Raw genomic sequence first — 24964 nt, forward strand, 5'->3', positions numbered from 1 at the left:
AACGGGCAGTTCTGGCCAGGACTGTTTGTATACTCCAAACAATCCAGGTGCGAACGAGGCGTGGAATGGACCGATTCGATGCAATGCAGGCGTTTGCCCGAGTGGTGGAAACCGGCAGTTTCACCAAGGCGGCCGCCACCCTGCACATGAGCAAGACCACCGTGACGCAGCTCATTCAGCAGCTGGAAGCGAGGCTGCGCGTGCGCCTGCTCAACCGCACCACACGCAAGGTCAATGTCACCGCCGATGGCGCGGCCTACTACGAACGCGTGGTTCGGCTACTGATCGACATGGACGACGCCGAGACCAGCTTGTCCAGCGCGTCCACGACACCACGCGGACGGCTGCGGGTGGATGTCCCCAGCCCGCTGGCGCGAATGCTGCTCATACCCGCCTTGCCGGAATTCTTTGCACGTTATCCGGAAATCCAGCTGACCGTGGGCGTGAGCGATCGCATCGTCGACATCATTGGTGAAAACATCGACTGCGTGGTACGTGGCGGCGAGATCACCGATCAGTCCCTGGTGGCAAGGCATGTGGGCGATTTGAAACTCGGTATCTATGCCACGCCCGGGTACTTGCAGCGCTTCGGGACACCGGCACACCCGCGTGAGTTAGCGGAAGGCCAGCACAAAACCATCGGCTTTCTCTGGTTTCGAACAGGCAAAACCTTGCCCTACGTGATGCAGCGAGCTGAGGAGCGCATAGAGGTCCAGCCCCGTCCGCAACTGACGGTCGATGACGGCAATGCGTACCTTGCCGCCGGTCTGGCTGGCTTGGGGATGCTCTGGCTGCCGCAGTACATGGCCAAACCGCACCTTAACAGTGGGGAGCTACTGCCGCTGTTTGAAGACTGGCATATGTCGCCAATGCCGATGTACCTGGCTTTCCCGCCGAATCGCCATGTCAGCGCCAAGGTTCGGGTATTTATCGACTGGATAATCGAATTGATGGCCGAGCATGCGCCAGTGATTGGCTGAAACAGATGCAAGGCCGCTCCAGCGAATTTCCGCTGTTGCCCGTTTTCTGACAGTGCGGCGAAGGCCAACTATGGGTCGTTAGCGGCATTTCGTGACCGGCCGCTTCCGACCCAAAGCGGACGCTGGAGATAGACTGAAACGGGCGAAATGGAGTGCTACGCAAAAAAAGCAACTGTACCTCAACTCCCAGCGCTGAGCTTTAGCCTTTCTATTGCCCGAGCACATCCATGTTCGGCGGCTTTATTGAGATAGGAGAGCTGTTCTTGTCTAAGGTTTCGCGTCGACAGTTGAGTCGAAAAACTCATATAAAGATTGGCGCGAAAGCTTTTTTCGTCGAGCAATACGATTGTATTACTGCGAGAGTGACTGACGTGATCGCAACTCGGCATCATCGTTGGTTGAGGGTAGTACTTACTATACAGGGTATCATTTTCAGGCAATGCGTCGATAAGTGCTCGGAATTCAGGTGTTTTGACCTCGTCGAAGCAGTAGTAGGTCATTTGTAAACCCGCCGGAGTGAATCCATTGCTCAGACTGGACCTAAGGAGGGTGCAGACGTTTTCGACGGCTTGATCACGAGATTCAAAAGTCGACATTATCAGTGCTAGACGATACTGTGCCGCTGGATTACCTGCCTCGGCTGAACGTTGGAGTAAGGGCACTCCCTCTTTGACAAGCGCCTGTATGTCATCTCTGTATTTTTTCTTTTTCTGATCAGGGAATGTCTCGTTGGCAGATAACTGATTTCGAATATTGAAGATGTCGTTGTTTATTTCGTCGATCTTTTCCAGATAGGGAAGTGCTTTAAAGTACAGTGCATCGCCTTCGGTGGATATACTCAGGCTGTTTGCGTTTGCGAGCGTTATTAAGAAAACAGAACAAATAGTGAAAAAACTCTTTAGGGAAGCCTTTACCACTGGGAACGTCCTTTTTCACATTTTTGGGGCTATGACTGTACCTGAATAGCCTATAAGTGAGTAGAAGCCAGAATGATTGCTATTGGCCGTTTGCCGACCTCGGTGAACGGCCGCTTCGGGTCGAAAGCAGCCAGACACGGATAACTGCTCTCGTCCCATAGCTGCCCTTGGCGGAGCACAGATAACAGCCAGCAGCGGTCGACACAAACCAGCCCGGTACAGATAATCAACGTCTCACAGGGATGCCCGGGAACGAATGTCATGGACTGTCTTTCGACGCTTATCACTGACCGGCTGGTTCTCACCCCCCTTCAGTTAGAGGATTCACCCATTATTCAGGAGCTGTTCCCCTGCTGGGAGGTGGTTCGCTATCTGGATCGTCGTGTCCCATGGCCGTATCCAGAAGACGGGGCGCTGATCTATGTCCGAGATATCGCCCTGCCTGCCATGGCAGCAGGTCGTGAATGGCACTGGATGATCCGCATGCGCGACGAAGCTAGCTGCACCCTGGGTAGCATCAGTTTGTATGATCAGCCTGGAAACAACAGGGGCTTCTGGCTCGCACCACAGTGGTGGGGAAAGGGCTACATGCGCGAGGCATGCCGGATTATCAATGCCTATTGGTTCGAGACACTGTCGCGTCCGGTCATGCAGGTTCCCAAAGCTGTTGCCAACGACGCATCTCGCAAGGTCTCGAAACATGAGGGTATGCGCTTGGTAGAGGTGCGGGCAGGAGATTTCGTATCTGGACGGATGGAGGTCGAAGTATGGGAGATGACTCGTGCTGACTGGTTAGAAAGATCGACTGCCAGTCGCTAGTGCTTTACGTCAGAGGTTGAAGCGCGGGCAGCCGCCCCCGCACCGAAGTGCGGCGTTGGCTTGCCTTTTTGGCTTTTCAGGAAGGGAACAGCTTGCTCAGACAGTTGAACTTTTTCTTATAGGAACGTCGGGCTTGCAGCGCCTCTTCCAGCGTCACCGCAACGAAGCGGGCCTTCTGGTTGGGTTGCATCTGGCCGACCAGGTCGAGGTCGGCGCTGATCACCGTGCCGATCATCGCGTAGCCGCCACCGGACACCGCATCGCGGTGCAGGATGATCGGCTCGAGCCCTGCCGGCACCTGGATCGAGCCGATCGGGTAGCAGCTGTCGACGATGTTCGAAGGGTCGGAGCCAGCGCCGAACGGCTGCTCGCGAGGCTGGAAGCTCAGCGGGCTGCCACCCTTGAAGCGGTAGCCGATGCGATCTGCCTCCGAACCGACGGTCCAGGCTTCGGCAAAAAAGCTGTCCGCCGCCGCCAGGGTCAGGCGGTCGTAGTACAGCCCCGGCACCACCCGCAGGGTGATCTCCCCTCCCAGAGACTGACGCAACGCCATGGGCAGACTCGCCCCGGCACGCCCCTTGCCGCTGGCGGTGCCGATCGGCAGTTCATCACCCATCACCAGCCTGCGCCCCTGAAAACCACCCAGCGCCCCCAGTGCGTAGGTGGAACGACTGCCGAGCACCACCGGCACATCGATACCGCCGGCCACCGCCAGATAAGCCCGCGCGCCAGCCTTGGGAAAATCGAAACGCAGCACTTGTCCGGCCTTCACTTCGAAGGCGGTGTCCAAGTGCATGTCCACGCCATCGACCTTCGGCGTCATCTGCGCGCCACATACCGCCACCAGGGTGTCCTGCTGAAACTCCAGCTCCGGCCCCAGTAACGTGCACTCCAGCGCCGACGAATTGGCCGGGTTGCCCACCAACTGGTTGGCCGCGCTCAGGGCGTACTGGTCCAGCGCCCCGGAAGGCGGTATACCCAGGTGGTAGTAGCCTTCGCGGCCGAGGTCCTGCACCGAGGTGGCCAGACCGGGTTTGAGCACTTTGATCATGCCAGCACCTCCTGCAGAGACTTGGGATAACCGATCGGGTCGGCGAGGAACGCATCGAGCGAGAACTCCACTGGACGGATGCGCAGATCAAAACGCCCGGCTTCGACCTCGGCCACGGCGTGATCATAGGCATCGCGGTCCATTGGCTTGAACTGCACGATGTCGCCGGGGCGGAAGAACACCATGTGTTCCTTCAGGTACGCCAGGTTCTGCTGCGGGTCGTAGATCGGTGCCGGAGTGACGCCAAACATCTGGTAGCCACCGGCGCCACGTACCGAGTAAATGCAACCGAAGCAGCCGCCATGGCCCAGGGTCAGTTTCGGTGTGTCGGTGCGGGGTCGCAGGTACTTGGGCACCTGCAATTGCCGTTCGCGCTCGACCATCTGGAACATGAACGGCAGGCCCGCCACGAAGCCCACCATCGAAACGAACCACGGCGCGCCACTGTGGGCGGCGATGAACGCCTCGACGTCGGCCAAGCCATTGATGCGCGCAGCGTACTCCAAGTCCGTGGCATTCGGGTCCTGGTGGCGGTCGCGAAAGCGCATCAGGGTTTCGTGGGTCCAGGGATCGTTGTAGAGCACCGGGATCTCGATGATCCGGGTGTGCAGGGTGCGCTCGGCCACGGCCTGGGCCTCGGCCCCCTTCACTGCTTCAAGCAGATCTGCCGGCGCGATGCGATCCGGGTCAAAGCGGATCTGGAACGAGGCGTTGGCCAAGCACACGTCGAGCACGCCATCGAGGGCCAGACGCTCCACCGCGCGGGTGACCGCCATGCCCTTGAAGAAGGCCTCAAGGGACATGCTGTCGCTGACTTCGGCAAACAGATGTTCGTCGGCGCCAAAGCTGTAGCGAATCGGACTGCTCATGCTGCACCTCCACTGCGGCGCTCGGCCAGCCAGGTTTCCAACGTGCCGGTGTGGAAATCGGCGGTGTGCAACCAGGGTTGCTCCAGCAGTTCCCCATGCAACGACAAGGTGCTGGCCATGCCGGTGAGCGTGGTCTGCTCGACCGCCAGTCGCGCGCGGGCCAGGGCTTCGGCGCGGTCACGGCCATGAACAATCAGCTTGGCCAGCAGCGAGTCATAGTAGGGCGGCACCCGGTAGCCTTCATACAGATGACTGTCGACCCGCACGCCCTCGCCTTGTGGCCAGTTCAGCGCTTGCACAAGCCCTGGGCTTGGGAAGAAATCCCGCGCGGGGTCTTCGGCGTTCAGGCGCATCTGCAGGGCCGCGCCGTTGATTGCGATATCGCTCTGCTTGAGTCCCAGTGGCTCGCCACCGGCAATGCGCAGCATGGCCTGGAGCAGATCGATACCGGTGATCAGCTCGCTGACCGGGTGTTCTACCTGGATCCGTGTGTTCATCTCGATGAAGAAAAACTCGCCGGTGGCGTCATCGTACAGATACTCAAGGGTGCCGGCGCCCTTGTATCCCAGCGCCTCGGTCAGGCGCACGGCGCTCGCGCACAGAGACTCGCGCTGCTGGGCATCGAGGATCGGTGACGGCGCTTCTTCGAAGATCTTCTGGCGGCGGCGTTGCAGCGAACATTCGCGCTCGAACAGGTGCACCGCCTGCTTGCCGTCGCCCAGCACCTGCACTTCGATATGCCGGGCCTTGCCGATGAAGCGCTCCAGATACACCGCGCCATTGCCAAAGGCGGCCTGGGCTTCGCGCTGGGAACGGGGGAATTCTTCGCGCAACTGTTGCGGGTTTTCCGCCAGACGAATGCCGCGTCCACCGCCTCCGGCCGAGGCCTTGATCAGCAACGGGAAACCGACGGATTTGGCGGCCTCGACCGCCGACTCCACATCGAACAGTTCATCGGCAGAACCGGGCACCACCGGCACGCCCGCCGCTTGCGCGGTGCGCCGGGCTTCGGCCTTGTCACCCATGCGGCGGATGGTCTCGGGGCTTGGGCCGACGAAAATCGCCCCAGCCGCGAGTACCGCTTCGGCGAATTCGGCGTTTTCCGAAAGAAAACCGTAACCGGGGTGTACCGCAGTGGCCCCGGTGGCCTTCAGGGCACCGAGCAAGGCCTCGACATTCAGGTAGCTCTTGTCAGCGCGGGCCGGGCCAAGGATGTGTACTTCGTCGGCCATGCGCGCGGCCTGGGAATCGACGTCTGCTTCGCTGCACGCTGCCACGGTTGGAATCCCGAGCGCTTTCGCGGCACGGATGATCCGCACGGCGATCTCGCCACGGTTGGCGATCAGCAGTTTACCAATGCCTTGGGTCATGGTTGTGCCCTCACGCGTCTTCGAGTGTCGCGATGACCTGACCCGGCTCCACCGGATCACCGTCTTCGACCAGAAACGCGTCCAGACGCCCTGCCGTACCCGCGGTCAGTTCGGAAAACTGCTTCATGACCTCGATCAGGCCAATCACCGTGTCGGCACTGACGTTGGCACCGGCCTCGACGTAGTTCGGCGATTCCGGGGTGGCTTTGCGGTAGAAAGTCCCCGGCAACGGGGTGATGACGGTGTGCTGCGCCATGTCTGTTCCTCTTGGAATAGTTGTAGAAAGGCAGGCAAAAAATCTGTGTGTCGAGCAAACCCTGGCGTCTGTGCGCCAGGTGTCTTCGGTGGCGTTATCGCGGTGCGCGCACCTCGATCCCCGCGCCATCGAGCGCTTTGCGGGTGGCCTCGACCAGAGCCAGGGCTCCGGGTGTATCGCTGTGCAAGCAGATGGAGTCGAACTCGATCGCCAGGTCTTCACCTTCCACCGTGCGCACCACGCCCTCCTGACAGGCACGCAGGACCCGCGCAGCGACCTGCGCGGGGTCGTAGGCACGCACATTGCGGGTGAAGACGATGGAGCCGCTGATGTCGTATTCGCGGTCGGCATAGAACTCGCGGATCACTGGCTGGCCGAGCTCAGTGGCGATACGCCAGATCGTCGAGTCGGGCATGCAATACAGCAGCAGTTCAGGCTCCAGGCGCTGCAGGTTTTCCACCAGCAAGCGCGCCGCTTCTTCGTCCCGGGCCAGGTGCATGTACAGCGCACCGTGCGGTTTGATGTGCTGCAGGGCCACGCCTTGCGCTCGGGCGAGCTCACGCAGGGCCCCCAGCTGGTACAGCATGTCGTCCACCAGCTCCTGGGCCGATGCATGGATGTGGCGGCGGCCGAACCCGACCAGGTCGCGAAAGCCCGGATGGGCACCGACGGCCACGCCCAGGCGCTTGGCCTGCTCGACCGTGCGGCGCATGGTGCCGGGGTCGCCGGCATGGAAACCGGTGGCGATGTTGGCCGAGCTGATGAAGCCCATCAGTTCGTTGTCGACCCCGTCGCCGATCGTCCACGGACCGAAGCCTTCGCCCATGTCCGAATTGAAATCTACTGCCTGCATGACACGTGCTCCTGACGCTTGTGACTTCATGCAGAGCACGTTAAGTTCCAGCCACCCCCTTGGGAAGATCTATTATCTGAGGGGGCGTCTTCTGAAAATCAGATACCTCATCAAGCGGAGTGTTCATGTCACTGACCCTGCGCCAGGTTCGCTACTTCGTCGCCACGGCCGAGATCGGGCAAATCTCCCAAGCTGCGATTCATCTGAATATTTCCCAGTCGGCGGTGACCACTGCAATCAAGGAACTGGAGGGCATGCTCGGCACGCTACTGTTCCAGCGCTCGGCCCAGGGCATGAGCCTGACCGATGCCGGACGGCACTTTCTCAATCGGGCCTACGTGATCTTGCGCAGCGTCGAGGACGCCCTCAACAGCCCACTGCCGGACGTTCGCGCCACCGGCCTGTTGCGGGTAGCGGCCAGTTACACGGTGATCGGTTACTTCCTGCCCCATCACCTGCAACGCCTGGAACACTGGCACCCGGACGTGGCCATCGAAGTGCACGAACGGGAGCGCCAGGCCATCGAGCAAGGCCTGCTCGAAGGCGAATTCGACATGGCGGTGGTGCTGACCTCGAACCTGACCCACCCGGACATCGTCTCGAAAACCCTGTTCAATTCCGAGCGCCGGCTGTGGCTGCCCAGCCATCACCCGCTGTGCGAGCGCTCGGCTGTGAGCCTTGCCGACGTCACACAGGAGCCGTTCATCCTGCTTACCGTCGACGAAGCCGAACAAAGCGCCATGCGCTACTGGGAACATGCCCAGCAGCAGCCCAACGTGCGAATCCGCACCAGCTCTGTGGAGGCAGTGCGCAGCATGGTGGCCAACGGCAGCGGCGTGGCGATCCTCTCCGACCTGGTACACCGTCCCTGGTCGCTGGAAGGTAAACGCATCGAAACGGTGACCATCACCGACAAGGTCACCCCCATGAGCGTCGGCCTGGCCTGGCATCGCGAGCGGGAATTCAGCCCGGCGATGCACGCGTTCCACCATTACTTCCACGATGCATTCCTGGCGCCGCAACAACTTTCCGCACGGCGTTGAAAGCAAGCAAATGCCCCTCATCCATCAGGCCAATCATGCCCCGCGCCCTCCTGCATTCTTGTCGCTACCCAATTAATCTCATATGATACTAAGTCTCATTTGCACCAATTTCGTGACAGCTCATGGCATCTATCGATACCGCTCAGCTCACTGCTCTTTACCAACAGCAACACCGCTGGTTGCGTAGTTGGCTGTATCGGCAATTGAGCTGCTCACACCGCGCCGCTGATTTGATGCAGGACACCTTCATGCGCCTGTTGGCCAGCAACGAGGCGCTTGAGATCCGCCAGCCTCGGCCTTTCCTGGCCAAGGTGGCACGCAGTGTCCTGTCCAACCACTACCGCCGCGCACGCCTGGAAAAAGCCTATCTGGATGCGCTCCAGACCGAAGACAAAAGCGTGCTGCCGGACCTGGCGACCCAACTGATTATTTTCGAGACGCTGGTTCGACTCGACGAAGCGCTGTGCGAACTGGATGTCGCCGTCAAAAAGGCTTTTCTCTGGTCGCAACTCGATGGGCTCAGCCACGCAGATATTGCCGAGCGACTGGGTATTTCAATCGCTACCGTCAAACGCCATATCATCAAGGCAGGTGCGCGATGCATGCTGGTGACGGAAGCACTGTAATGACTATCACCGCAAACGCCTTTGGCCGAGAACCCTCGCTATCGCCGAAAATGTGTGAGGAGGCGATGGAGTGGTGGCTCGATATGCAGGAGGCCAATTTCGATTCACCCGCACAGGCCGCATTCATGGCATGGCGTAGTGAACACCCCTTGCATGAACTGGCCTGGGAAAAAGCCTTGGAGTTGGGGGCGCAGCTCGATTCATTGCGCACCCAAGGCGATCCAGACCTCGCCCGACAGGCCCTGTTGCTTCCCTCCCAGGAAGGGCTGAGCAGGCGTCGGGCAATAAAGGGCCTGGCCTTGATGTTGGCTGCAGGTACCGGTGCCTGGCTGGGTCGAGACAGCGAGTTGATGTCGCGCATGAGTGCCGACTACACCACGGGCGTGGGCGAGCGCCGACGTGTTGCGCTGGCCTCGGATCTGTCGCTTGAACTCAATACCCGTAGCGCAATAAATGCTCGCACGGCTGACCAGCGCTGGCACCTTCGATTACTCAGCGGCGAGGTCCTGATCAACACCGCCTTGAACCCGGCGCTGTTTATCGAAACCGCACAGGTTCGGGCGCAGGCGTCCTCGGCGCGCTTCACAATGCGGCAGTTTGACAATGGCTCAACCCAGCTGGCGATCTATCATGGCTCGCTTGAAATAAGCCCGACCCAAGCCAACCTCTGGACCACTCTGCAAGCCGGGCAGCTGGCGCGTTTCGGGCCGTTCGGGATACTCGATCAGGGGGCAATGCAAGCATCCTCTCCCGCCTGGGCCGAAGGCATGATCGTCGCCAACGGCCAACCGCTCAAGGCGTTTCTCGACGAACTTGGCCGGTATCGCCATGGGCATCTTGGGTGCGACGCCGCCCTGGCCAACCTGCGCGTATGGGGCACCTACCCGCTGGCAGACAGCGATCGAATCATCGATGCCGTCGCCCACACACTGAAACTGGATGTACAGCGTTTCACTCGCCTGTGGGTCAACTTGCGTCCCCTGCCCGCTAACGTTTGAAATTTTTTCGTCCTCGATGAGCCGTTTTGATTTCTGGCGAGACTCATAGGCCATACATCAAAAATCATCGGGAAACTTCACATGCACCACCGCAGTTTTTCCTCGTACTCCGTTACCTCGCTCGCCACTACCCTGGGTTGCACCGCAGCGGTTCTGCTCGCCACCTCATCGCCAGCCTGGGCAGCCACCGATAGCCGCGTGCAGCACTACGAAATTGCCCCGGCGCCACTGGGCGCTGCGCTCAATCAGCTGGGCCAGCAAGCCCATTTGTTGTTGTCGTTCCCCAATGAGTTGATTGCCGGGCAAAACAGCCCTGGCTTGAGTGGCGATTACACGGTCGACGGTGCCTTACAGGCGCTACTTGAGGGCAGCCAACTCCTTGCGGTTCGCCAGCCGGATGGGCGATACACCCTCCAGCGTGCACCGGCCTCTGCCGTCCTGGAGCTTCAGAGCATTTCCATTTCGGGCAAGGCTCCCGGGTCGACTACAGAAGGCACTGGGCTCTATACCACCTATTCATCCAGCAGCTCGACCCGCTTGAACCTGACCCCCAAGGAAACCCCGCAGTCGCTGACCGTCATGACCCGCCAGCGCCTGGATGACCAGCGCCTGACCAATCTCAGCGATACCCTCGATGCCACACCGGGCATCATCGTGCTGCGCGACGGACAGGGTGCCGAATCCGACGGTTACTTCTCCCGGGGCTTCGAGATCCAGAACTTTGAAATCGATGGCGTGCCCACCGTCAAGCGCATGGACAATTACACCCAGAGCATGGCGATGTACGACCGTGTGGAGGTGGTACGCGGTGCTACCGGCCTGATCAGCGGCCTGGGCAGCCCTTCAGCGACGATCAACCTGATCCGCAAGCGTCCGACCGCCGAGGCTCAGGCCAGCGTCAGCGCTGAAGCCGGCAGCTGGGACCGCTACGGTACCGGCTTTGATGTGTCTGGCCCGCTGACCGAAACCGGCAACGTACGCGGTCGCCTGGTCGCCGACTTCAAGACCGAGCAGTCCTGGATCGACCGCTACAAGCAGGACTCGCAACTGATCTACGGCATTACCGAGTTCGACCTGACCGAGGACACCCTGTTGACCATGGGCTTCAGTTATCAACGCACAGACGTCGACTCGCCCATGCGCTCCGGACTGCCGACCCGTTTCACCGACGGCTCTCGCAGCAACCTCAAACGCTCGCTCAATTCGGCACAGACCTGGTCCTACAACGACCATGAACAAACCAGCTTTTTCACCTCGATCGAACAGCAGTTTGCCAATGGCTGGAGCGGGAAGATCGAACTGACCCACTCCGAAAACAAGTTTGACGAAGTCTTCAACTACGTCAACGGCAGCCTCAACCCGGACGGAAGTGGCACCACGCAGTTGCCAGTGCGCTTCTCCGGTGTTCCCCGCCAGAACAACATCGATGCCTACCTGACCGGCCCATTCGATCTGTTGGGTCGCGAGCACGAGCTGATCGCCGGCGTGACCTTGTCCAACTATTACGAGAATGTGCCAAGCTACGGCGGCTGGAAATACGACTATTCCGGCTCCCCGGCCGGCGCAATCGACAACCTGCTGAACTGGAACGGCGCCTCGGTGAAACCGCAATTCGACGTCACGGGCAAGTCCACTGTCGACGAAACCCAATATGCCGCCTACCTCGCCACGCGCCTGCACGCCACCGACGATCTCAGTATCTTGCTGGGTAGCCGCGTGATCGACTGGCATCGCGAGATCGAGGATAAACCCTACAACGCTGAACACACCAAGACCAAGGAATCGGAAACCGGCGTCTACATTCCATATGCCGGCGTGGTGTATGACGTCAACGATACGTGGTCGCTGTATGCCAGCTATACGAAAATCTTCAACCCTCAGTCGTCCTGGGTTCGCGACATCAACAACAAGCCACTGGATCCGATGGAAGGCACCGGCTATGAAGTCGGTGTCAAGGGCAGCCACTTCGACGGCAAGCTGAACTCCAGCATCGCGCTGTTCAAGATCGAGCAGGACAACCTGGCGATCTGGATCGATACCCCAGGCGGCAATACCTACAAGTCGGAACAGGGCACCACCACCAAGGGCGCTGAATTCACCCTGGACGGAGAGCTGGCCGAAGGCTGGCAGGCCTCCGCCGGTTATGCCTATGCGGTGAGCACCGACGCTGACGACCAGCGTATCGTTACCACCCTGCCCCGCCACAGTCTGAAGACCTTCACCAGCTATCGCCTGCCGGGCATTCTGGACAAGGTCACCCTCGGCGGTGGTGTGAACTGGCAGAGCAAGACCGGTGCCGACCTGCACACCTTCACCCAGGGCAGCTACGCCGTCACCAACCTCCTGGCTCGCTACGACTTCAACCAGCACCTGAGTGCGTCAGTCAACCTGAACAACGTGTTCGACCGCGAATACCTCAGCTATGCCGGCGACCACGGTATGTACGGTGCTCCAAGGAACATCATGACGGGTATCAAGTACACCTTCTGACGTTCGCACGCGCCGTGCTGAAGCAGGGCCATCGGTTTCAATCCAGCGCAGCCCTTGAACCACACCATGACGAAGCAGTAGCGTCAGCATCACCTGGAGAAAATACGCCTGGGTCGATAGCGGTCAGATGCAACCGACAGTTTTCGCCCCATGGCTGCCTTTGGTGAAGAGCAGCCATAGGCCGTAATCGGCAGCATGGCGAGCGTCATGGCATGGGCGTGGGCGTGGGCGTGGGCGTGGGCGTGGGCGTGGGCGTGGCCCAGCCTATTGCCTGAGGGGGGGTGTTTCAATGGGTCAAGTAACCATTGACGTAGCGCACTGTCTTTTCCAAAGCTCGCGCCATGTCCGGATGTGTCAACTGATACTTCAGTTCCAGTTGCCGGCTATGACGCATGTCAAAGCGTTGCGTCTGAATAAAGTTCAATGACTCGGCGCTGATCGCGAATCGGGACGCCAGTCCGGGAATTGTCAAAAGCCATCTCAGCAACCCTATCGCTACATGGCGACGGGGTGCCTTTATATTCAGCGTTTTGGCTATCTGCCCCAGCATCTCCTGCAAGTTCGGTGTATGTTCATAAAGCGCCAGGACCTGCTGGTTGGCCATCGAGGGGTCGAACGCCGCGCAAGTTATCATGGTCACCAGGTAATCGACGCTGACTAAGGGCAACCAGTGCCTGGTGGAGCCGGGGACAGCCTTGAACCGGCCTTGTGCCAGATTTCGAATGAGTTCGGCCAAAGGTTGTCCTTCGACAATGTGCCCGCTCTCGCTGTGGCCACACACCGTAGCCGGGTGAACGATTGTGTAATCCGCGCCCACCTCCTGCATGTAACGGATGACCGCAAAATGAGCCTCGAGCTTGCTGCCTTCGTAGCCACCTGCACGGGCGTAGACGGAGGGCCAGTTCGTGTTTTCAGGGCGCTCATTGTCCACCCCGATACTGGCCAGGTGGCAAAGGTTTTGCAGCATGAAGCCACCCACCATCAGCAAGCGGATGCGCTGGCTCGCCGCAAGCCTGGCGACTCGCAGCGCCCCTTGCACATTGACTTCGCGGGCGCGCTCCATTGTCAGCCCCCAGGAAAATTGTGCCGCGAGGTGGAAGGCCACAGAGGCCGACGACACGCGCTGCTTGTCTGCCTCGCTGAGCCCAAGCCCCTCTCTGCTGATATCGCCCTCAACGGCATGGATACAGGCAGGGTTACCACCCAGTCGGCTTACCTGCTCCCTGAGGCGCTCAAGGTTTGCAGGGGTGCGCATAAGCACCCAGACCTTGTGCCCTGTCGCAGTAAGACGAGCCAGTAAATGCTGACCGATAAACCCACTGCCGCCTGTGACGAAACATTCCGCGCTCATGCCTGAATCCTTGTTTGGATGATGGGGGCAGGCTAAGGTGTAGAGTCTGCTCTACAGTCAAGGAATTTTTACTGTGAACATTGGAGAGTTGGAGCGCCGTAGTGGAGTTGGCCGCCATGCATTGCGCTATTACGAACAACTCGGGCTTATCGTGGCCCATCGACAAGCCAACAACTATCGCAGCTACAGCGATCAGGCCGTTGTTGACCTGGCCTTCATTCAGAGTGCCCAGGGCGTGGGCTTTTCGCTCGCCGAGATTGGCGACATTCTTGCTGCCAAGCGGGGTAATACGATCAATTGCGCGCAAGGCGCGGCCTTGGTCGCCAGCAAGATGGCCGAAATTCAGACGAAGATCACCACCTTGCAAGCCACGTATGTTTTTCTGGAAGCAGAGCGTGTGAAGCTTGAAACCAGTGCCATTGCCCTCGGGCAAACTATTCCTCACCTTCCTGTACAGGGGCATGGCGCAACGCATCCTGAGTAAAACCCTGCCGAGGGTAAGCACTGAAATGAGCCTTCACGTGCTCACCTACAACCTCAAGCGAATGATGAGCATCTTCGGCATCGCAGGGCTGCTTGAGGCGATCAGGGCGTAAACCCCGCTTGAGTCAACGAATCGCCCTCATCACCGTCTGATGCCCACCTCAAGCAACGCCGTGATGATAAATGGCCCCTTCTTCTCCAGATATTCAGCCATCCCCCCGGTATTGGTGGCCTCCAGCTCGATCTTGAGGTCTTGATATCGCTGGCGCAAAGAGGTGTCGTTCCTGAGCAGTTCCCTGAAGGTCAGCATCTGGATGATTGAAGGGTGACCACATCTGCAGATGTGGACCTTGTGGGTGCGCACCTCGCCAATATTGCGGCGATAGAAGTGGTGCCCTTCGGACAGGTCACTGCCGCGTACATACCCCAAGCTAAGCAACACCTCGTCTCGGGCTGCTGCATTGCAATGCTCTGAAACCTCGATCAGCACATCGATCTCGGGCTTGGCGGCGAGTTGCGGGACAGCCGTGCTGCCCACATGGTGCATGGCGATAAGCTCATCACCGAATGCCGAGACGAGCAGCATTTTGTCCGCCTCGTACCGTTGTGGCCATTCAGGGTTGTAGGTCGTGATCTTGCTGGTCAGCGCCATGGGCTATCCTTGCGCAGGTTAAAACGTTCTGACACGCCTTCACGGCAGGCGCCTGCCGCCACGAGATCTAATAACCTTGCGCAGCCTGATCAGCCTGTGCCCAGACTCGCGAGAAATACCTCGGTATCCCGGTTGGACCGCAGGCAGACCACGCGAAATCCCGACGGGACTGTCGCCACGAATCGCTTGATTGCCTCCCGGGACGAGGTTTTCGTCCGCCACATGAAGCCGAGAAACTCCGGCAAGTTGGCCAGCAGTTCCGGGCAGTCGTCCGGCAGGTCAGGCCGGGATCGGCCGCGGTTCAGCATCGTTCTGAGGAACACGCGCCAGAATCGAAGTGGCGCCGAGCGATCGATCCATATCAGCATGTCAGCGCGGGCCAGCCGATTGTTCCATGTGGTCGAGTGCCCACCTTCGAAAATCCAGCGCTCACGGGCCTCGACCTCATGGCAAAGACGCGTCTTCTCGTCCCGGCTGCGTTCGACCCACCCTGGCTGCCAGTGAATCGTGTCGATATGCACGACCGGCAAGCCCGTGCGCTCACCGAGCTTGCGCGCCAAGGTACTTTTCCCAGAACCTGGCTGGCCAATGATCATCACCCGTTGCATTGAAGCGCCCTGCCGGCTGGATTTTGGGCGCGCGATTTTACGGCAATGGCCGACATGGTCAACCGCAAGCACACTCTCGAAGCCGTTTGGACGCAGGTCCCGTATTCTGTTCCCTGCCGCTCTCACGGAGCTTATGGCAGACGTTTAAGCCCGCACTGATACCTGGCACCTGCAAGGCTTGCTTCAAACGCTTCGAGCCCTGCGTATATCTTCTGCAGCCCAGTGATTTGCCCCAGCACTTCGCGTTTCTTGTCGGCAATGACCTTGCCCGCCAAGTCCCACGGCAAATCAGCACCCTGATGCCTCAGCAGAATGGCCTGCAGTTCTTTCAGTTTGAAACCCAACTGCTGCGCGCATTTGATGAACGTCAGCAACTCGACACTCTGCTGATTGTAAACGCGGTACTGCCCTTGGCGCTTGGGCGGTGGCAGCAGGCCAATCGCTTCGTAGTGGCGGATGGTCTTGACCGTGGTGCCCGACAGTTGGGCGGCTTTGCCGATATACATGAATGTCCTTTTCATCAGGGAGCGGGGCATCATTGCATGGCGCCAGCGGTTCTGGAACCACGTAGCCGCAGGTCAGCTGGCGATGCCTCGTGCCTGTTCGAGCCAGGCTCCACGCCGCAGCGCGCTGGAGCCGAGCAGTGGCCCGAACATCAGGGTACGCAGCGTTCTGATACCGCAGAACTGCAACGTGGTCTTGCGCACTTGGTGAAGGCCAGGCATGCGATACACCCAGCGGTAGTACCACGGCGGTGTATCCATCGTCACCAGCAGATGCGCTGTACGACCCTTGAGCAGTTGCTCGGGGAAAGCCTTGCCTGCCCTATACTGAAACGCGAAACCGGGCAGGAACACGCGGTCGAAAAAGCCTTTCATCAGTGCAGGGATACCGCCCCACCAAATGGGGTAGATAAAGACTAGGTGCTCGGCCCAGGTGATGTCGGCCTGGGCCCTGAGCAGATCGGGTTCCAGTGGCTGCGCTTGCCGGTAGCCGCTGCGTAATACCGGGTCAAAGCTCAAAGCATCAAGCCGTAACACCCTGACATCATGGCCGGCACTTCTGGCCGCCTCGACATAGCTCTCGGTCAGCGCTGCGCAGAAACTCTCGCTTGACGGGTGCCCCAGCACCACCAGTACTCGTTTGCTCATCATCACTTCATCCTGAACATGAAGCGTGCAGGGTAAAGCCTGACCATAACGGGAGAGTCAACTGCTCAGGCTGCTCTGGGGCCGTTTCAGTGCGCGGCATCCAGCGGCCAAAGCTAGAAATCCTGCCGTTGGTGAATGGCAGCTATGGCTCGAAAACGACCGCTCGTGAGCTCCCGCTTCCGACTCAAGGCGCACATCGATCCAAGGCCATTTAGTGAGTACCGGCCTCATCGCCTGCATCGTCAACTCAGATCCAGACGTCATTCACCGCAGTTCGCCCCCCTCCTTCATGACCGGTATTCAGAACGCCTCGCGGCTCGATCATCATCAGTTTCGTTTCCGCCTGGGCCGCTGTTCTGTGCGCTACACCACGCGGCACGACATACAGCTCACCCGGCCGCACATACACGCTGCCCTCTGGCAGATCGATACGCAAGGTGCCTGCAAGCACCAGGAACGCTTCATCCGTCTCCGGGTGCGAGTGCCAGATGAATTCCCCTTCGATGCGCACGACCTTGAATTGGTAGTCGTTCATTTCCGCGACCACCCTTGGGCTCCACTGCTGCTCGATCAGTAAGGCCTCGCTGGCGCGATAGAGGCGCGAGTCGCTGGACAGCCCGCCGGCAATGAACGGCAACGGTTCGCCGCCGAGCACGCTCTGGATCAGCGAAGGATCGATGTAGGCCATCCGGTAGCGAAAGCCGATATCCGTGCCGGCCATGCCGTCATGGAGTTCGTCCGGGTGCAGCACCAGGGTGTTGCCCGGCACGCCGTGGCACAGCGCCCCTTTGTAGTGAAAGCTCTGCACGCCGGCAAGGGTACGGCCTATCGAGTAGGTATCGTGCCGATGGGGGTCGTAGCCATGGCCGCCAAACCACGCCTCAATACGCTCCACGCTGCCAGGCGTGGCACTGCGTATGACCCAATCAGCGCAGGACGGGCTTGCTTTTCGTTCCATGGATAAGCTTGCTGCTAGTGCGCAATGGTGGATGAGGATGGCCCATCCTATTTCAGATTTGCGCGGACACCCAATCCATTTCCGCTGAATGTCCGCTATGGGTCGAAAGCGGTCATCCGGGAACGGCTGCTATCGACCCATAGCGGTCCTGCGCTGAGAGCAGCAAACAGCCAGAGGTGAACCGCCGTAATAGACTCATGCATCTATGAAAGCAACCGAGCGCTTCTGACCGATAGGCACTTATGTTGAGGGACCGCCATGGATTGGATAACGACGGTCATGCTTCAATCGGCGACGCATCGCTTCAGACCTCAGTCTGCTCCGCCATCTCCAAGGCGTCATCGACCTCAATGCCCGCAGGAAAACGCACACACCAGCTATCGAACCTGCACCCAATAATGGCACTATGGCACCAATCAGGGAAAGCAGTATCCGGTACACGACGTAACCGAATGTCCTGCGCACAGGAATAAGGGAATATGGCTTCGATTCAGGTGGATGGTGAGGACAAGACCGCAAAGATCAGCGACTGGGCGATTCACTGGAGCGAAAAGTACGAAGCACTGGAACTGACCTGTCATTTCCCCTCCAGTAAAAAATACACCCGCCCGCTCAGTAACTGCCGAGTATCACCTTCCCGCGAGTTGAGCAATGTACTGCTGACTAAACCTGGCAGCACGATCGTCAAACCCATCGACAAAGCGGTGATCTACGGCGAGCGATATGCCGTGGTGCACTATCCGGGCGGCACCAGGCCCTATGTCCACAAGATGGACGGCATCGTCTTCACCGCCCCTACCTCGATCAAGGACACGCCGGTCTTCGGTTATTTCACTGCGGTCGCGAGTGCCCGACACGCTCAAGCGCATTCGAAGGCTGATCGTGACATAGCCAGCAATGTCGTAACTCAGCTTGGAAAACTGCCCGCCATCGCCAGCACTGCCTTGCAAGCCTATTGCACCGGGCGCAACGGCACGCTCGCCCCGGGTCAGGGACTCATTTATCCGTTCGGGTTGAACGAAAGCCAGTACCAGGCCGTCGAGCGGGCATTCAGCGCGCAAATCAGCGTGATCGAAGGCCCACCGGGAACCGGCAAGACCCAGACCATCCTCAACATCCTCGCCAATATCCTATTGCGCGGGCAGACGGTTGCGGTGCTGTCCAACAACAATGCGGCCGTGGCAAACGTCTACGAAAAGCTTGAGAAATGCGGCCTGGGCTACCTGGTCGCAAAGCTTGGCAACAAGGAAAACCGCGAAGCCTTCTTCGACGACATGCCTGCATGGCCCTCCAGCGCACCCGGGCCGGCACCGTCCCAGGAAGAAATCCAGGGCTTGCTTACCCGCCTGAAGCAGCACCTGCACGACCACAACCGGGCGGCACAACTGCAGATCGAACTGGACGAGCTGGTCATCGAGCGGCGCTACCTGCAGCAGTGGCAGCTAGAAAACGGTGTGCAGGCCACAGGCTCGTTGGACAAGTACGGGCTGACCCCTCGCAAGACTGCCGACCTCATGGCCTACCTGGCGCATTTGGGCGAGCAGCGCGTGAAGCTCAAGGACCGCATCGAGCTGCTGCTCCAATTCAGAGTCTTTCGCACCAAGCCGTTCGCCGAGGGCGAGACGCGCATGGCCGCATTCCATGCCCTGCAGATGCATTACTACGACAAGTCGCTGCAGGATAAGGAAACCGAGCTGCGGGCGTGCCGTGAATCCTTGGCGCGCGCAAATTTCACGGCGTTGCTCAAAGAGCTGACAACCGCATCAATGCACCATCTGAAGCAGCATCTACAAGGTAAGGTTCCCCCGCGAGACAGCTTCGATGTCAAGACCTACCGCAGGGACTTTGATGCCTTCGTGCAGCGTTTCCCTATCCTGGGCAGCGGCACGCACTCGATCGTCAACTCGATCGCGCCGGGGGCGATCCTCGACTACGTGATCATCGACGAAGCTTCCTTGCAGGACATCGTGCCGGGCATCCTGCCGCTGGGTTGCGCCAAGAATCTGATCGTCGTCGGCGACAACCGCCAGTTGCCGCACATCCCCGTGAAACTGGGGCTGCAGGCGCCGGTCGAGGCCTACGATTGCGAGCACTACAGCCTGCTGGATTCGTGCATTGCCGTGTTCCAGAACGCACTGCCAAGGACCTTGCTGAAGGAGCATTACCGCTGCCACCCCAGGATCATCCAATTCTGCAACCAGCAGTTCTATGACAACGCACTGGTGCCGATGACCGTGGACAACGGCGAGGAGCCCCTGCGCCTGGTGGTGACCGCCAAGGGAAACCACGCACGCAAGAACACCAACCTTCGGGAGCTGGATTCCTTGCTCAAGGTGCTCGAAGACGAGAGGCAATCTGTTGTAGTGGACGGTGAAGGACGCGGCTACATCGCCCCGTTCCGGGCACAGGTCAACCTTTGCGACAAGCACCTGCCGGCGGACTTCGTCAAAGACACAGTGCACAAGTTCCAAGGGCGCGAGTGCGACGAGATCGTCTTTTCCACCGTGCTAGACAAGAAGCGCTACAACCAGACGCAAGGACGCCTGGATTTCGTCGACGACCCGCGCATGATCAACGTGGCAGTGTCGCGGGCCAAACATCGTTTCACCCTGGTGACCGGTGACGAGGTGTTCACCGAGAACAATGGCCACATTGCCGCGCTGATCCGCTACATCAGCTATTACGCACAGGACGAGCAGATCGTGCGTGCACCAGTGGTGTCGGCATTCGACTTGTTGTACCACGAGTACGATCAGTCCCTGGAACGCCTGAAGGCCCGACTGCGGCCCGAGGATTCACGCTACAAGTCCGAGCAGATCGTGGCGCAGTTGCTGCGCGAAGCGCTCTTGGCCCCGGCGTGCCATGCGTTGACGTTCCACACGCAAATCCACCTGGATAAGCTCGCATCGCCGAGCAAGCCCGAGTGGACGCAAACCCAGCGGGCGTTCATGAGGCGCGCCAGTTGCGATTTCGTCATCTATTTCAAAGTAGGCAAGACCCCGGTTGGGGTGATCGAGGTCGATGGCGGGTATCACGACCACCCCGTGCAGGCCGCTAGGGACGCCAGGAAGAATGAGATTCTAGCGGCCAGTGGCCTTCCCATTCTGCGGCTGCGGACGGTGGAGAGTGGTATTGAGCGCAGAATTGCCGAGTTTCTGGCGCAGTGGGCCAGGCCTGCTCCGAGTGTCCTGTCTCGGAATTAAGCTGTTCACTTCTGGCGGCGCCTTGGCCGGACACCCAAGCCACTCGCCAAAAGAGAACGTATTTCCGAGACAGGACACTAGTCTGCTTTGAAGTCCGAAGGCGCAGGTTAATTTTGATTCACCGCGAGGGAGCGCAATTGATCGACAGTACACAACAGCATGCCGTTTCAGAATCGTCGCCTAATCTCACTCGGCGCCATCTACTCCAGGCTGGGATGACCGGGATTGCCGTTAGTGTGCTTTCACCGTGGTCATCATGGGCGGCACCATCGGGCGTCCTGGTGAACGATGTGACGATGCTCAATCCGATTTGGGTCAATCGTTTGCTCGCACCTCGCACCACGCGCGAAATACAGCGGGCGCTCGCGATGTCGTCAGGCCCAGTCAGCATCGGTGGTGGCCGCTATAGCATGGGGGGGCAGATCGCTACCGAAAACAGCCTGCACCTCGATATGCGTCAGTTTAATCAGGTGATCCGATATTCGCCTGAGAGCAGAGTCATACGCGTGCAAACAGGGATGCGTTGGCGTGACCTGCAGTCGGTCATAGACCCGGACGATCTCTCGATAAAAATCATGCAGAGTTATGCCAACTTCACCGTCGGCGGTTCGCTGTCAGTCAATGGTCATGGACGCTATGTCGGCGCAGGTCCGGTCATCAACTCGGTGCGTTCTCTGCAACTGGTGCTTGCGGACGGTTCGGTAGTAGAAGCTTCCCGCAGCGCAAATTCCGACCTGTTCTACGCTGCTATCGGTGGCTATGGTGCAATGTGGGTGATCACTGAGGTCGAGCTGGACCTCGCGTCCAACATCACAATTGAACGTCAGACCCGCCGCATGCCAGTTGCTGATTACCCGCGTTTTTTCAATGACCAAGTCCGCGAGAACGAACAGGCTATCCTGCATAATGCCGATTTGGCCCCCCCTTATTTCGACATGGCTACTTCCGTCACTTGGCGTGCCTCGGACAAAGCGCTGACCGTCGAAGAACGACTGGTGGCACCGGGGCAGTCGTACAAAATCAACCAGACCGTCATGTGGAGTGTGACCAAGCTTCCCGGTGGTCCAATGATTCGCAAGGATGTGGTCGATCCACTGCGCTATCTCAATCAACCGGTCGTACGGCGCAACTACGAGGCCAGTGCGGATGTCGCTTCGCTTGGCCCCATTGCAACCCGAAACAGTACCTATGCGTTGCAAGAATATTTTGTGCCAGTGACACAATTCAATGCGTTCGTGAAGCAAATGGCCGCCATCCTTCAGACGCACAGCGTTGACGCCGTCAATATCTCCATCCGACACGCTCCGGCCGACCCCGACTCGTTTCTGTCCTGGGCACGCGAAGAAGTCTTTTCATTCGTGCTCTATTATTGGCAGCGCGTCGGGGTGGATGATCGCGAGGCAGTTGGCGTGTGGACACGCGAACTCATCAACGCTGCGCTGTTGCTTGGCGGTACCTACTATCTTCCCTACCAACTGCATGCAACGCAGGAACAGTTTTCAAGGGCCTACCCAAACGCGCGCCGTCTGTTAGCACTCAAAGCGCAAGTCGATCCAGAGGGGCGACTCCGGAACAAGCTCTGGGACAAGTACCAAACGGGATAACCCTTGGCGACTGATGGTTTCGACCTTATCCGTTCAACTGTCTAGAGTAGATTCAGTCTCGGCGTCAAACCTTACCTTTTGGGAGACGCTACCCCATGGACTGGAGAAACGACATGCCGGCTTGTCCCATACCGACTGACGAAACGTTGCGCCAGCGCACCCTCGATGAAATGAATGTGCTGGATACACCGGCTGAGCATTACCTCGATACGCTGGTGCGGCTCACTCAAGAAGTGGCGCACGTGGATACTGTGCTGATCAGCCTGATTGATCACGATCGGCAATGGTTCAAGGCCAGGATCGGGCTAGACGTAAACGAGACTCCGCGCAATGTGTCCTTCTGCGGCTACGCCATTCTGGGTGAGGGCACCCTGCTGGTGGCCGACGCCGAGTGCGATTCTCGATTCGCCGACAATCCGCTGGTACTTGGCGCACCCTACATCCGCTTCTACGCCGGTCACCCCTTGCGTGCCGGAAACGGCAAAGCGATCGGAACGCTATGCATGTTCGACCCTCGCCCACGCCTGCTAAGTGAGGCCCAGCAGGCCAACTTCAGAGACTTGGCCACGCTCGCGGAGGGTTATCTGCAACTGCGCAGCATGATACAGGCCAACCACGACTTACGCCTTGAAATGGACCGTGAGCAACGCAAGGCTTTGCTTGATCCGCTAACACAGCTATGGAACCGCGGCGCGTTGGCCGCCTTCCAGGATCGTGAACGCCGTTTGGCAAAAGAGAAAGATCTGCAGTTGGGTACTCTGTATGCGGACCTTGACCACTTCAAGTCTGTAAACGACAAGTACGGTCATGCTGACGGTGACCAGGTGCTTTGCGAGTGTGCGCGTCGTCTGCGAGCTGCCCTTCGCCCGGAGGATTTGCTGGTACGCCAGGGCGGTGAGGAGTTCGTCGCATTGCTGCGGGTAAAGGACCGTGACGAGCTGGTGCGGATCGCGGAGCGCGTGCGCCTGATCGTTGGCAGCAGACCGATGCAACTCTCCAGCGGTCCGCTGAGGGTGAGTCTCAGTGTGGGATGTACTTTGGTCGCCGATAGCGAGCAGATCGATGATGCACTACGGCGCGCCGACAGCGCACTTTATGCAGCCAAACAGGGAGGGCGCGACCAAGTTGTCTATGCACCGCCGATCTTGTGAGAATCCAAGGCGGAACAATTAACAGGCAGCCTCAAGCGCCTTGCGTACCTCCTGAGCGACCAGCGCCTCAATACGTCCCTCATCTGAGGCCGTCGAAAATACCGCGCAACACGCGACGGCCTCCCCAACCGCGCATCGATAGACCGCCACCACACTGCCGGGGCCACACCCGGTATGCCCGGCCAGCGTCAAGCCGCCCTCGATCGTCCCGCGCATCAGGCCCAGGGCATACCCAGGCGCAATCCACGGTCGGCCAGTCATTGGCCCGCCCAACACCTTTGTTGCCTGCATTTCCTGGAGCAGGTCGGCCGGAAGCAGTGTCCCGGCGAGCAGGCTTTCCAGGAAAAGGGCAGCCTGCGAAACAGGGCCGATCAGCAATCCGTGATAGACCCAGCCAGGGTCGTAGTTCAACGAATGGCCGAGGTAATCCCCGTTCAGATCTGCGCGTTGGGTTGCCAAGCGAACCGCCGAGATACCGAGTGGAGCCAGGACTTGCTGGCTGATCGCATCTTCAAGCGGTAGGCCTGTGGCACGTTCGATAAGCCTGGCGACCAACATGTAGCCCACATTCGAGTAACGCCACCCCGCTCCAGGGTCATAGCGAAGCCGAGCGCCATCCAGGCGCTGCATCATCTCGTCCACGGACCACGCGGCTTCATGATTGGCAACCGCCGCGTGGTACTCGGGTAGCTCGCCATAATCCGCGAGGCCCGCTTCGTGACGCAGTAGCTGACGCAAGGTGCACGTGGTTTCAGGAAGCGCGGCATCCAGGGCGAGTCGTCGGTCGCGCACCAGAGTCAGGGCGGTCGCGGCCAACACCGTCTTGGTGAAACTCCACCATGGCACACAGGGTTCGGCCTGGAGCGATGGCGTAATGAATCGACCGTTGGATAACGTGGAAATCAGCATCGAATACTCAAGCAGTCATGACAGGCCAGTAAGCAAGCGCAGAGGCAAGAACATACCCCATTCCGGCGATGCCAGCCGTCAGTCGGCCTCGGGACAATTACTGGATGGCGTATACCAGGGCACCGCAGAATCGATGTAAACGTGCTTTTGCTTGCGTGGCTGGAACGGTGTATCAAGTGTACCCAGCGCGATCGAGATCCAGCCGGCGAACTCACCTTCGGTTCGTGACCAGAACAACGTCGAGCCACACGCCCCGCAGAACTCGCGTAACACTGTCTGCGAAGAGGCGTAGGCCTTGATGCTGTCGGCCCCACGAAGTAGGCGAAGTGCGCTGCGCGGCACGCTGCCATATGACGCGAATGCAGCCCCGTGCCCTTTGCGGCACTGGCTGCAGTGACAATGACTCACGGCCTTGGGTGGCGTGAGCAGCTCGTAGCTGACCGCTGCGCACAGGCAGCTTCCTTGGTATGCCTCTGTCATATGCCCTTCTGTGCAGGTGAAAAACTTTGAGAGGGATGGCCAAACGCTCTATCCCAGGCCACCCATCGATCCCACTGATGATTACTATCAAGCCGCCCGCCTGTCGAGCTGCAAAATCCACCCCCTATAATCGCCTCCCCGT

General features: G+C 59.3%; 24 protein-coding genes. 10 read left to right on the plus strand and 14 right to left on the minus strand.

Annotated features, from left to right (window positions below):
- Positions 1-65 precede the first annotated feature (65 nt).
- Positions 66-980, plus strand: a complete 915-nt coding sequence (locus CC207_RS26260; RefSeq protein ID WP_088853058.1) for a LysR family transcriptional regulator — start codon at positions 66-68, stop codon at positions 978-980.
- Positions 981-1159: 179 nt separating this feature from the next.
- Here CC207_RS26260 and CC207_RS26265 read toward each other — a convergent pair whose 3' ends face one another.
- Entirely contained in the window at positions 1160-1897 is a 738-nt protein-coding gene (locus tag CC207_RS26265) for a hypothetical protein (RefSeq protein WP_236179876.1), read from the minus strand.
- A 261-nt stretch (positions 1898-2158) separates the two neighbouring features.
- Between CC207_RS26265 and CC207_RS26270 the strand changes: the two genes are divergently transcribed.
- Positions 2159-2716 carry a GNAT family N-acetyltransferase gene (locus CC207_RS26270; RefSeq protein WP_088853059.1) on the plus strand — a complete coding sequence of 186 codons (558 nt, stop codon included), beginning with the start codon at positions 2159-2161 and terminating at the stop codon, positions 2714-2716.
- Between the two features lie 76 nt (positions 2717-2792).
- Here the strand turns inward: CC207_RS26270 and CC207_RS26275 are convergent, their stop codons facing one another.
- The 5 genes from CC207_RS26275 to CC207_RS26295 all read right to left on the minus strand — a co-directional run bounded on the left by CC207_RS26275 (position 2793) and on the right by CC207_RS26295 (position 7115).
- Positions 2793-3767, minus strand: a complete 975-nt coding sequence (locus tag CC207_RS26275; RefSeq protein WP_088853060.1) for a biotin-dependent carboxyltransferase family protein — start codon at positions 3765-3767, stop codon at positions 2793-2795.
- Positions 3764-4636: an allophanate hydrolase subunit 1 gene (locus tag CC207_RS26280; RefSeq protein WP_028690765.1), complete on the minus strand. Its 873-nt coding sequence runs from the start codon at positions 4634-4636 to the stop codon at positions 3764-3766. The genes CC207_RS26275 and CC207_RS26280 overlap by 4 nt, the downstream gene beginning before the upstream one ends.
- Positions 4633-6006: an acetyl-CoA carboxylase biotin carboxylase subunit gene (locus tag CC207_RS26285; protein WP_088853061.1), complete on the minus strand. Its 1374-nt coding sequence runs from the start codon at positions 6004-6006 to the stop codon at positions 4633-4635. The genes CC207_RS26280 and CC207_RS26285 overlap by 4 nt, the downstream gene beginning before the upstream one ends.
- A gap of 10 nt (positions 6007-6016) precedes the next feature.
- Entirely contained in the window at positions 6017-6262 is a 246-nt protein-coding gene (locus tag CC207_RS26290) for an acetyl-CoA carboxylase (protein WP_023629552.1), read from the minus strand.
- A 94-nt stretch (positions 6263-6356) separates the two neighbouring features.
- Positions 6357-7115: a 5-oxoprolinase subunit PxpA gene (locus CC207_RS26295; protein WP_028690763.1), complete on the minus strand. Its 759-nt coding sequence runs from the start codon at positions 7113-7115 to the stop codon at positions 6357-6359.
- A 125-nt stretch (positions 7116-7240) separates the two neighbouring features.
- Here CC207_RS26295 and CC207_RS26300 point away from each other — a divergent pair, with 125 nt between their 5' ends.
- The 4 genes from CC207_RS26300 to CC207_RS26315 all read left to right on the plus strand — a co-directional run bounded on the left by CC207_RS26300 (position 7241) and on the right by CC207_RS26315 (position 12272).
- Entirely contained in the window at positions 7241-8158 is a 918-nt protein-coding gene (locus CC207_RS26300; RefSeq protein WP_028690762.1) for a LysR family transcriptional regulator, read from the plus strand.
- 122 nt (positions 8159-8280) lie between these two features.
- Positions 8281-8784, plus strand: a complete 504-nt coding sequence (locus tag CC207_RS26305) for a sigma-70 family RNA polymerase sigma factor (RefSeq protein WP_062360365.1) — start codon at positions 8281-8283, stop codon at positions 8782-8784.
- A complete protein-coding gene (locus CC207_RS26310; protein ID WP_158216156.1) occupies positions 8784-9782 on the plus strand; it encodes a FecR domain-containing protein in 999 nt (332 codons plus the stop codon). The genes CC207_RS26305 and CC207_RS26310 overlap by 1 nt, the downstream gene beginning before the upstream one ends.
- Before the next feature lie 81 nt (positions 9783-9863).
- Positions 9864-12272 (plus strand): TonB-dependent receptor, encoded by a 2409-nt coding sequence (locus CC207_RS26315; RefSeq protein ID WP_088853063.1) that lies wholly within the window; start codon positions 9864-9866, stop codon positions 12270-12272.
- Positions 12273-12558: 286 nt separating this feature from the next.
- Here CC207_RS26315 and CC207_RS26320 read toward each other — a convergent pair whose 3' ends face one another.
- Entirely contained in the window at positions 12559-13623 is a 1065-nt protein-coding gene (locus CC207_RS26320) for an SDR family oxidoreductase (RefSeq protein WP_088853064.1), read from the minus strand.
- A 73-nt stretch (positions 13624-13696) separates the two neighbouring features.
- Between CC207_RS26320 and CC207_RS26325 the strand changes: the two genes are divergently transcribed.
- Positions 13697-14107 carry a MerR family transcriptional regulator gene (locus CC207_RS26325; RefSeq protein ID WP_028690758.1) on the plus strand — a complete coding sequence of 137 codons (411 nt, stop codon included), beginning with the start codon at positions 13697-13699 and terminating at the stop codon, positions 14105-14107.
- A gap of 141 nt (positions 14108-14248) precedes the next feature.
- On the opposite strand, the gene CC207_RS26330 is transcribed toward CC207_RS26325, so the two are convergent.
- The 5 genes from CC207_RS26330 to CC207_RS26350 form a co-directional block, all read right to left on the minus strand.
- On the minus strand, positions 14249-14758 hold the full coding sequence (locus CC207_RS26330) for a GrpB family protein (protein ID WP_088853065.1): 510 nt from the start codon (positions 14756-14758) through the stop codon (positions 14249-14251).
- Positions 14759-14847: 89 nt separating this feature from the next.
- Positions 14848-15366, minus strand: coding sequence for an AAA family ATPase (locus CC207_RS26335; protein ID WP_028690756.1), 519 nt, complete (start codon positions 15364-15366; stop codon positions 14848-14850).
- Between the two features lie 131 nt (positions 15367-15497).
- A complete protein-coding gene (locus CC207_RS26340; protein ID WP_028690755.1) occupies positions 15498-15872 on the minus strand; it encodes a MerR family transcriptional regulator in 375 nt (124 codons plus the stop codon).
- A gap of 72 nt (positions 15873-15944) precedes the next feature.
- Positions 15945-16520, minus strand: a complete 576-nt coding sequence (locus CC207_RS26345; protein WP_036986114.1) for an NAD(P)H-dependent oxidoreductase — start codon at positions 16518-16520, stop codon at positions 15945-15947.
- A 244-nt stretch (positions 16521-16764) separates the two neighbouring features.
- Positions 16765-17475 carry an AraC family ligand binding domain-containing protein gene (locus CC207_RS26350; RefSeq protein ID WP_088853066.1) on the minus strand — a complete coding sequence of 237 codons (711 nt, stop codon included), beginning with the start codon at positions 17473-17475 and terminating at the stop codon, positions 16765-16767.
- 479 nt (positions 17476-17954) lie between these two features.
- Here CC207_RS26350 and CC207_RS26355 point away from each other — a divergent pair, with 479 nt between their 5' ends.
- The 3 genes from CC207_RS26355 (at position 17955) to CC207_RS26365 (ending at position 23433) form a co-directional block, all read left to right on the plus strand.
- Positions 17955-20678 (plus strand): AAA domain-containing protein, encoded by a 2724-nt coding sequence (locus CC207_RS26355; protein ID WP_088853067.1) that lies wholly within the window; start codon positions 17955-17957, stop codon positions 20676-20678.
- Positions 20679-20974: 296 nt separating this feature from the next.
- Complete coding sequence (locus tag CC207_RS26360; RefSeq protein WP_256582369.1) at positions 20975-22282, plus strand: FAD-binding protein; 1308 nt, start codon at positions 20975-20977, stop codon at positions 22280-22282.
- A 113-nt stretch (positions 22283-22395) separates the two neighbouring features.
- Complete coding sequence (locus CC207_RS26365) at positions 22396-23433, plus strand: sensor domain-containing diguanylate cyclase (protein WP_088853069.1); 1038 nt, start codon at positions 22396-22398, stop codon at positions 23431-23433.
- Positions 23434-23451: 18 nt separating this feature from the next.
- On the opposite strand, the gene CC207_RS26370 is transcribed toward CC207_RS26365, so the two are convergent.
- Both CC207_RS26370 and CC207_RS26375 read right to left on the minus strand, forming a co-directional pair.
- Positions 23452-24342 carry a serine hydrolase gene (locus tag CC207_RS26370; protein WP_088853070.1) on the minus strand — a complete coding sequence of 297 codons (891 nt, stop codon included), beginning with the start codon at positions 24340-24342 and terminating at the stop codon, positions 23452-23454.
- A gap of 78 nt (positions 24343-24420) precedes the next feature.
- Complete coding sequence (locus CC207_RS26375; protein ID WP_081791567.1) at positions 24421-24822, minus strand: GFA family protein; 402 nt, start codon at positions 24820-24822, stop codon at positions 24421-24423.
- Positions 24823-24964: the final 142 nt, after the last annotated feature.

Origin of the sequence: Pseudomonas sp. DrBHI1 (assembly GCF_002205115.1) — a bacterium.
Lineage (GTDB): Bacteria > Pseudomonadota > Gammaproteobacteria > Pseudomonadales > Pseudomonadaceae > Aquipseudomonas > Aquipseudomonas mosselii.

Bases quoted from the DNA above. Each gene is read 5' to 3' on its own strand.
- CC207_RS26260 (WP_088853058.1), top strand. From the start codon at position 66: ATGGACCGATTCGATGCAATGCAGGCGTTTGCCCGAGTGGTGGAAACC.
- CC207_RS26270 (WP_088853059.1), top strand. From the start codon at position 2,159: ATGGACTGTCTTTCGACGCTTATCACTGACCGGCTGGTTCTCACCCCC.
- CC207_RS26275 (WP_088853060.1), bottom strand. From the start codon at position 3,767: ATGATCAAAGTGCTCAAACCCGGTCTGGCCACCTCGGTGCAGGACCTC.
- CC207_RS26280 (WP_028690765.1), bottom strand. From the start codon at position 4,636: ATGAGCAGTCCGATTCGCTACAGCTTTGGCGCCGACGAACATCTGTTT.
- CC207_RS26285 (WP_088853061.1), bottom strand. From the start codon at position 6,006: ATGACCCAAGGCATTGGTAAACTGCTGATCGCCAACCGTGGCGAGATC.
- CC207_RS26290 (WP_023629552.1), bottom strand. From the start codon at position 6,262: ATGGCGCAGCACACCGTCATCACCCCGTTGCCGGGGACTTTCTACCGC.
- CC207_RS26295 (WP_028690763.1), bottom strand. From the start codon at position 7,115: ATGCAGGCAGTAGATTTCAATTCGGACATGGGCGAAGGCTTCGGTCCG.
- CC207_RS26300 (WP_028690762.1), top strand. From the start codon at position 7,241: ATGTCACTGACCCTGCGCCAGGTTCGCTACTTCGTCGCCACGGCCGAG.
- CC207_RS26305 (WP_062360365.1), top strand. From the start codon at position 8,281: ATGGCATCTATCGATACCGCTCAGCTCACTGCTCTTTACCAACAGCAA.
- CC207_RS26310 (WP_158216156.1), top strand. From the start codon at position 8,784: ATGACTATCACCGCAAACGCCTTTGGCCGAGAACCCTCGCTATCGCCG.
- CC207_RS26315 (WP_088853063.1), top strand. From the start codon at position 9,864: ATGCACCACCGCAGTTTTTCCTCGTACTCCGTTACCTCGCTCGCCACT.
- CC207_RS26320 (WP_088853064.1), bottom strand. From the start codon at position 13,623: ATGAGCGCGGAATGTTTCGTCACAGGCGGCAGTGGGTTTATCGGTCAG.
- CC207_RS26330 (WP_088853065.1), bottom strand. From the start codon at position 14,758: ATGGCGCTGACCAGCAAGATCACGACCTACAACCCTGAATGGCCACAA.
- CC207_RS26335 (WP_028690756.1), bottom strand. From the start codon at position 15,366: ATGCAACGGGTGATGATCATTGGCCAGCCAGGTTCTGGGAAAAGTACC.
- CC207_RS26340 (WP_028690755.1), bottom strand. From the start codon at position 15,872: ATGTATATCGGCAAAGCCGCCCAACTGTCGGGCACCACGGTCAAGACC.
- CC207_RS26345 (WP_036986114.1), bottom strand. From the start codon at position 16,520: ATGATGAGCAAACGAGTACTGGTGGTGCTGGGGCACCCGTCAAGCGAG.
- CC207_RS26350 (WP_088853066.1), bottom strand. From the start codon at position 17,475: ATGGAACGAAAAGCAAGCCCGTCCTGCGCTGATTGGGTCATACGCAGT.
- CC207_RS26355 (WP_088853067.1), top strand. From the start codon at position 17,955: ATGGCTTCGATTCAGGTGGATGGTGAGGACAAGACCGCAAAGATCAGC.
- CC207_RS26360 (WP_256582369.1), top strand. From the start codon at position 20,975: ATGCTCAATCCGATTTGGGTCAATCGTTTGCTCGCACCTCGCACCACG.
- CC207_RS26365 (WP_088853069.1), top strand. From the start codon at position 22,396: ATGCCGGCTTGTCCCATACCGACTGACGAAACGTTGCGCCAGCGCACC.
- CC207_RS26370 (WP_088853070.1), bottom strand. From the start codon at position 24,342: ATGCTGATTTCCACGTTATCCAACGGTCGATTCATTACGCCATCGCTC.
- CC207_RS26375 (WP_081791567.1), bottom strand. From the start codon at position 24,822: ATGACAGAGGCATACCAAGGAAGCTGCCTGTGCGCAGCGGTCAGCTAC.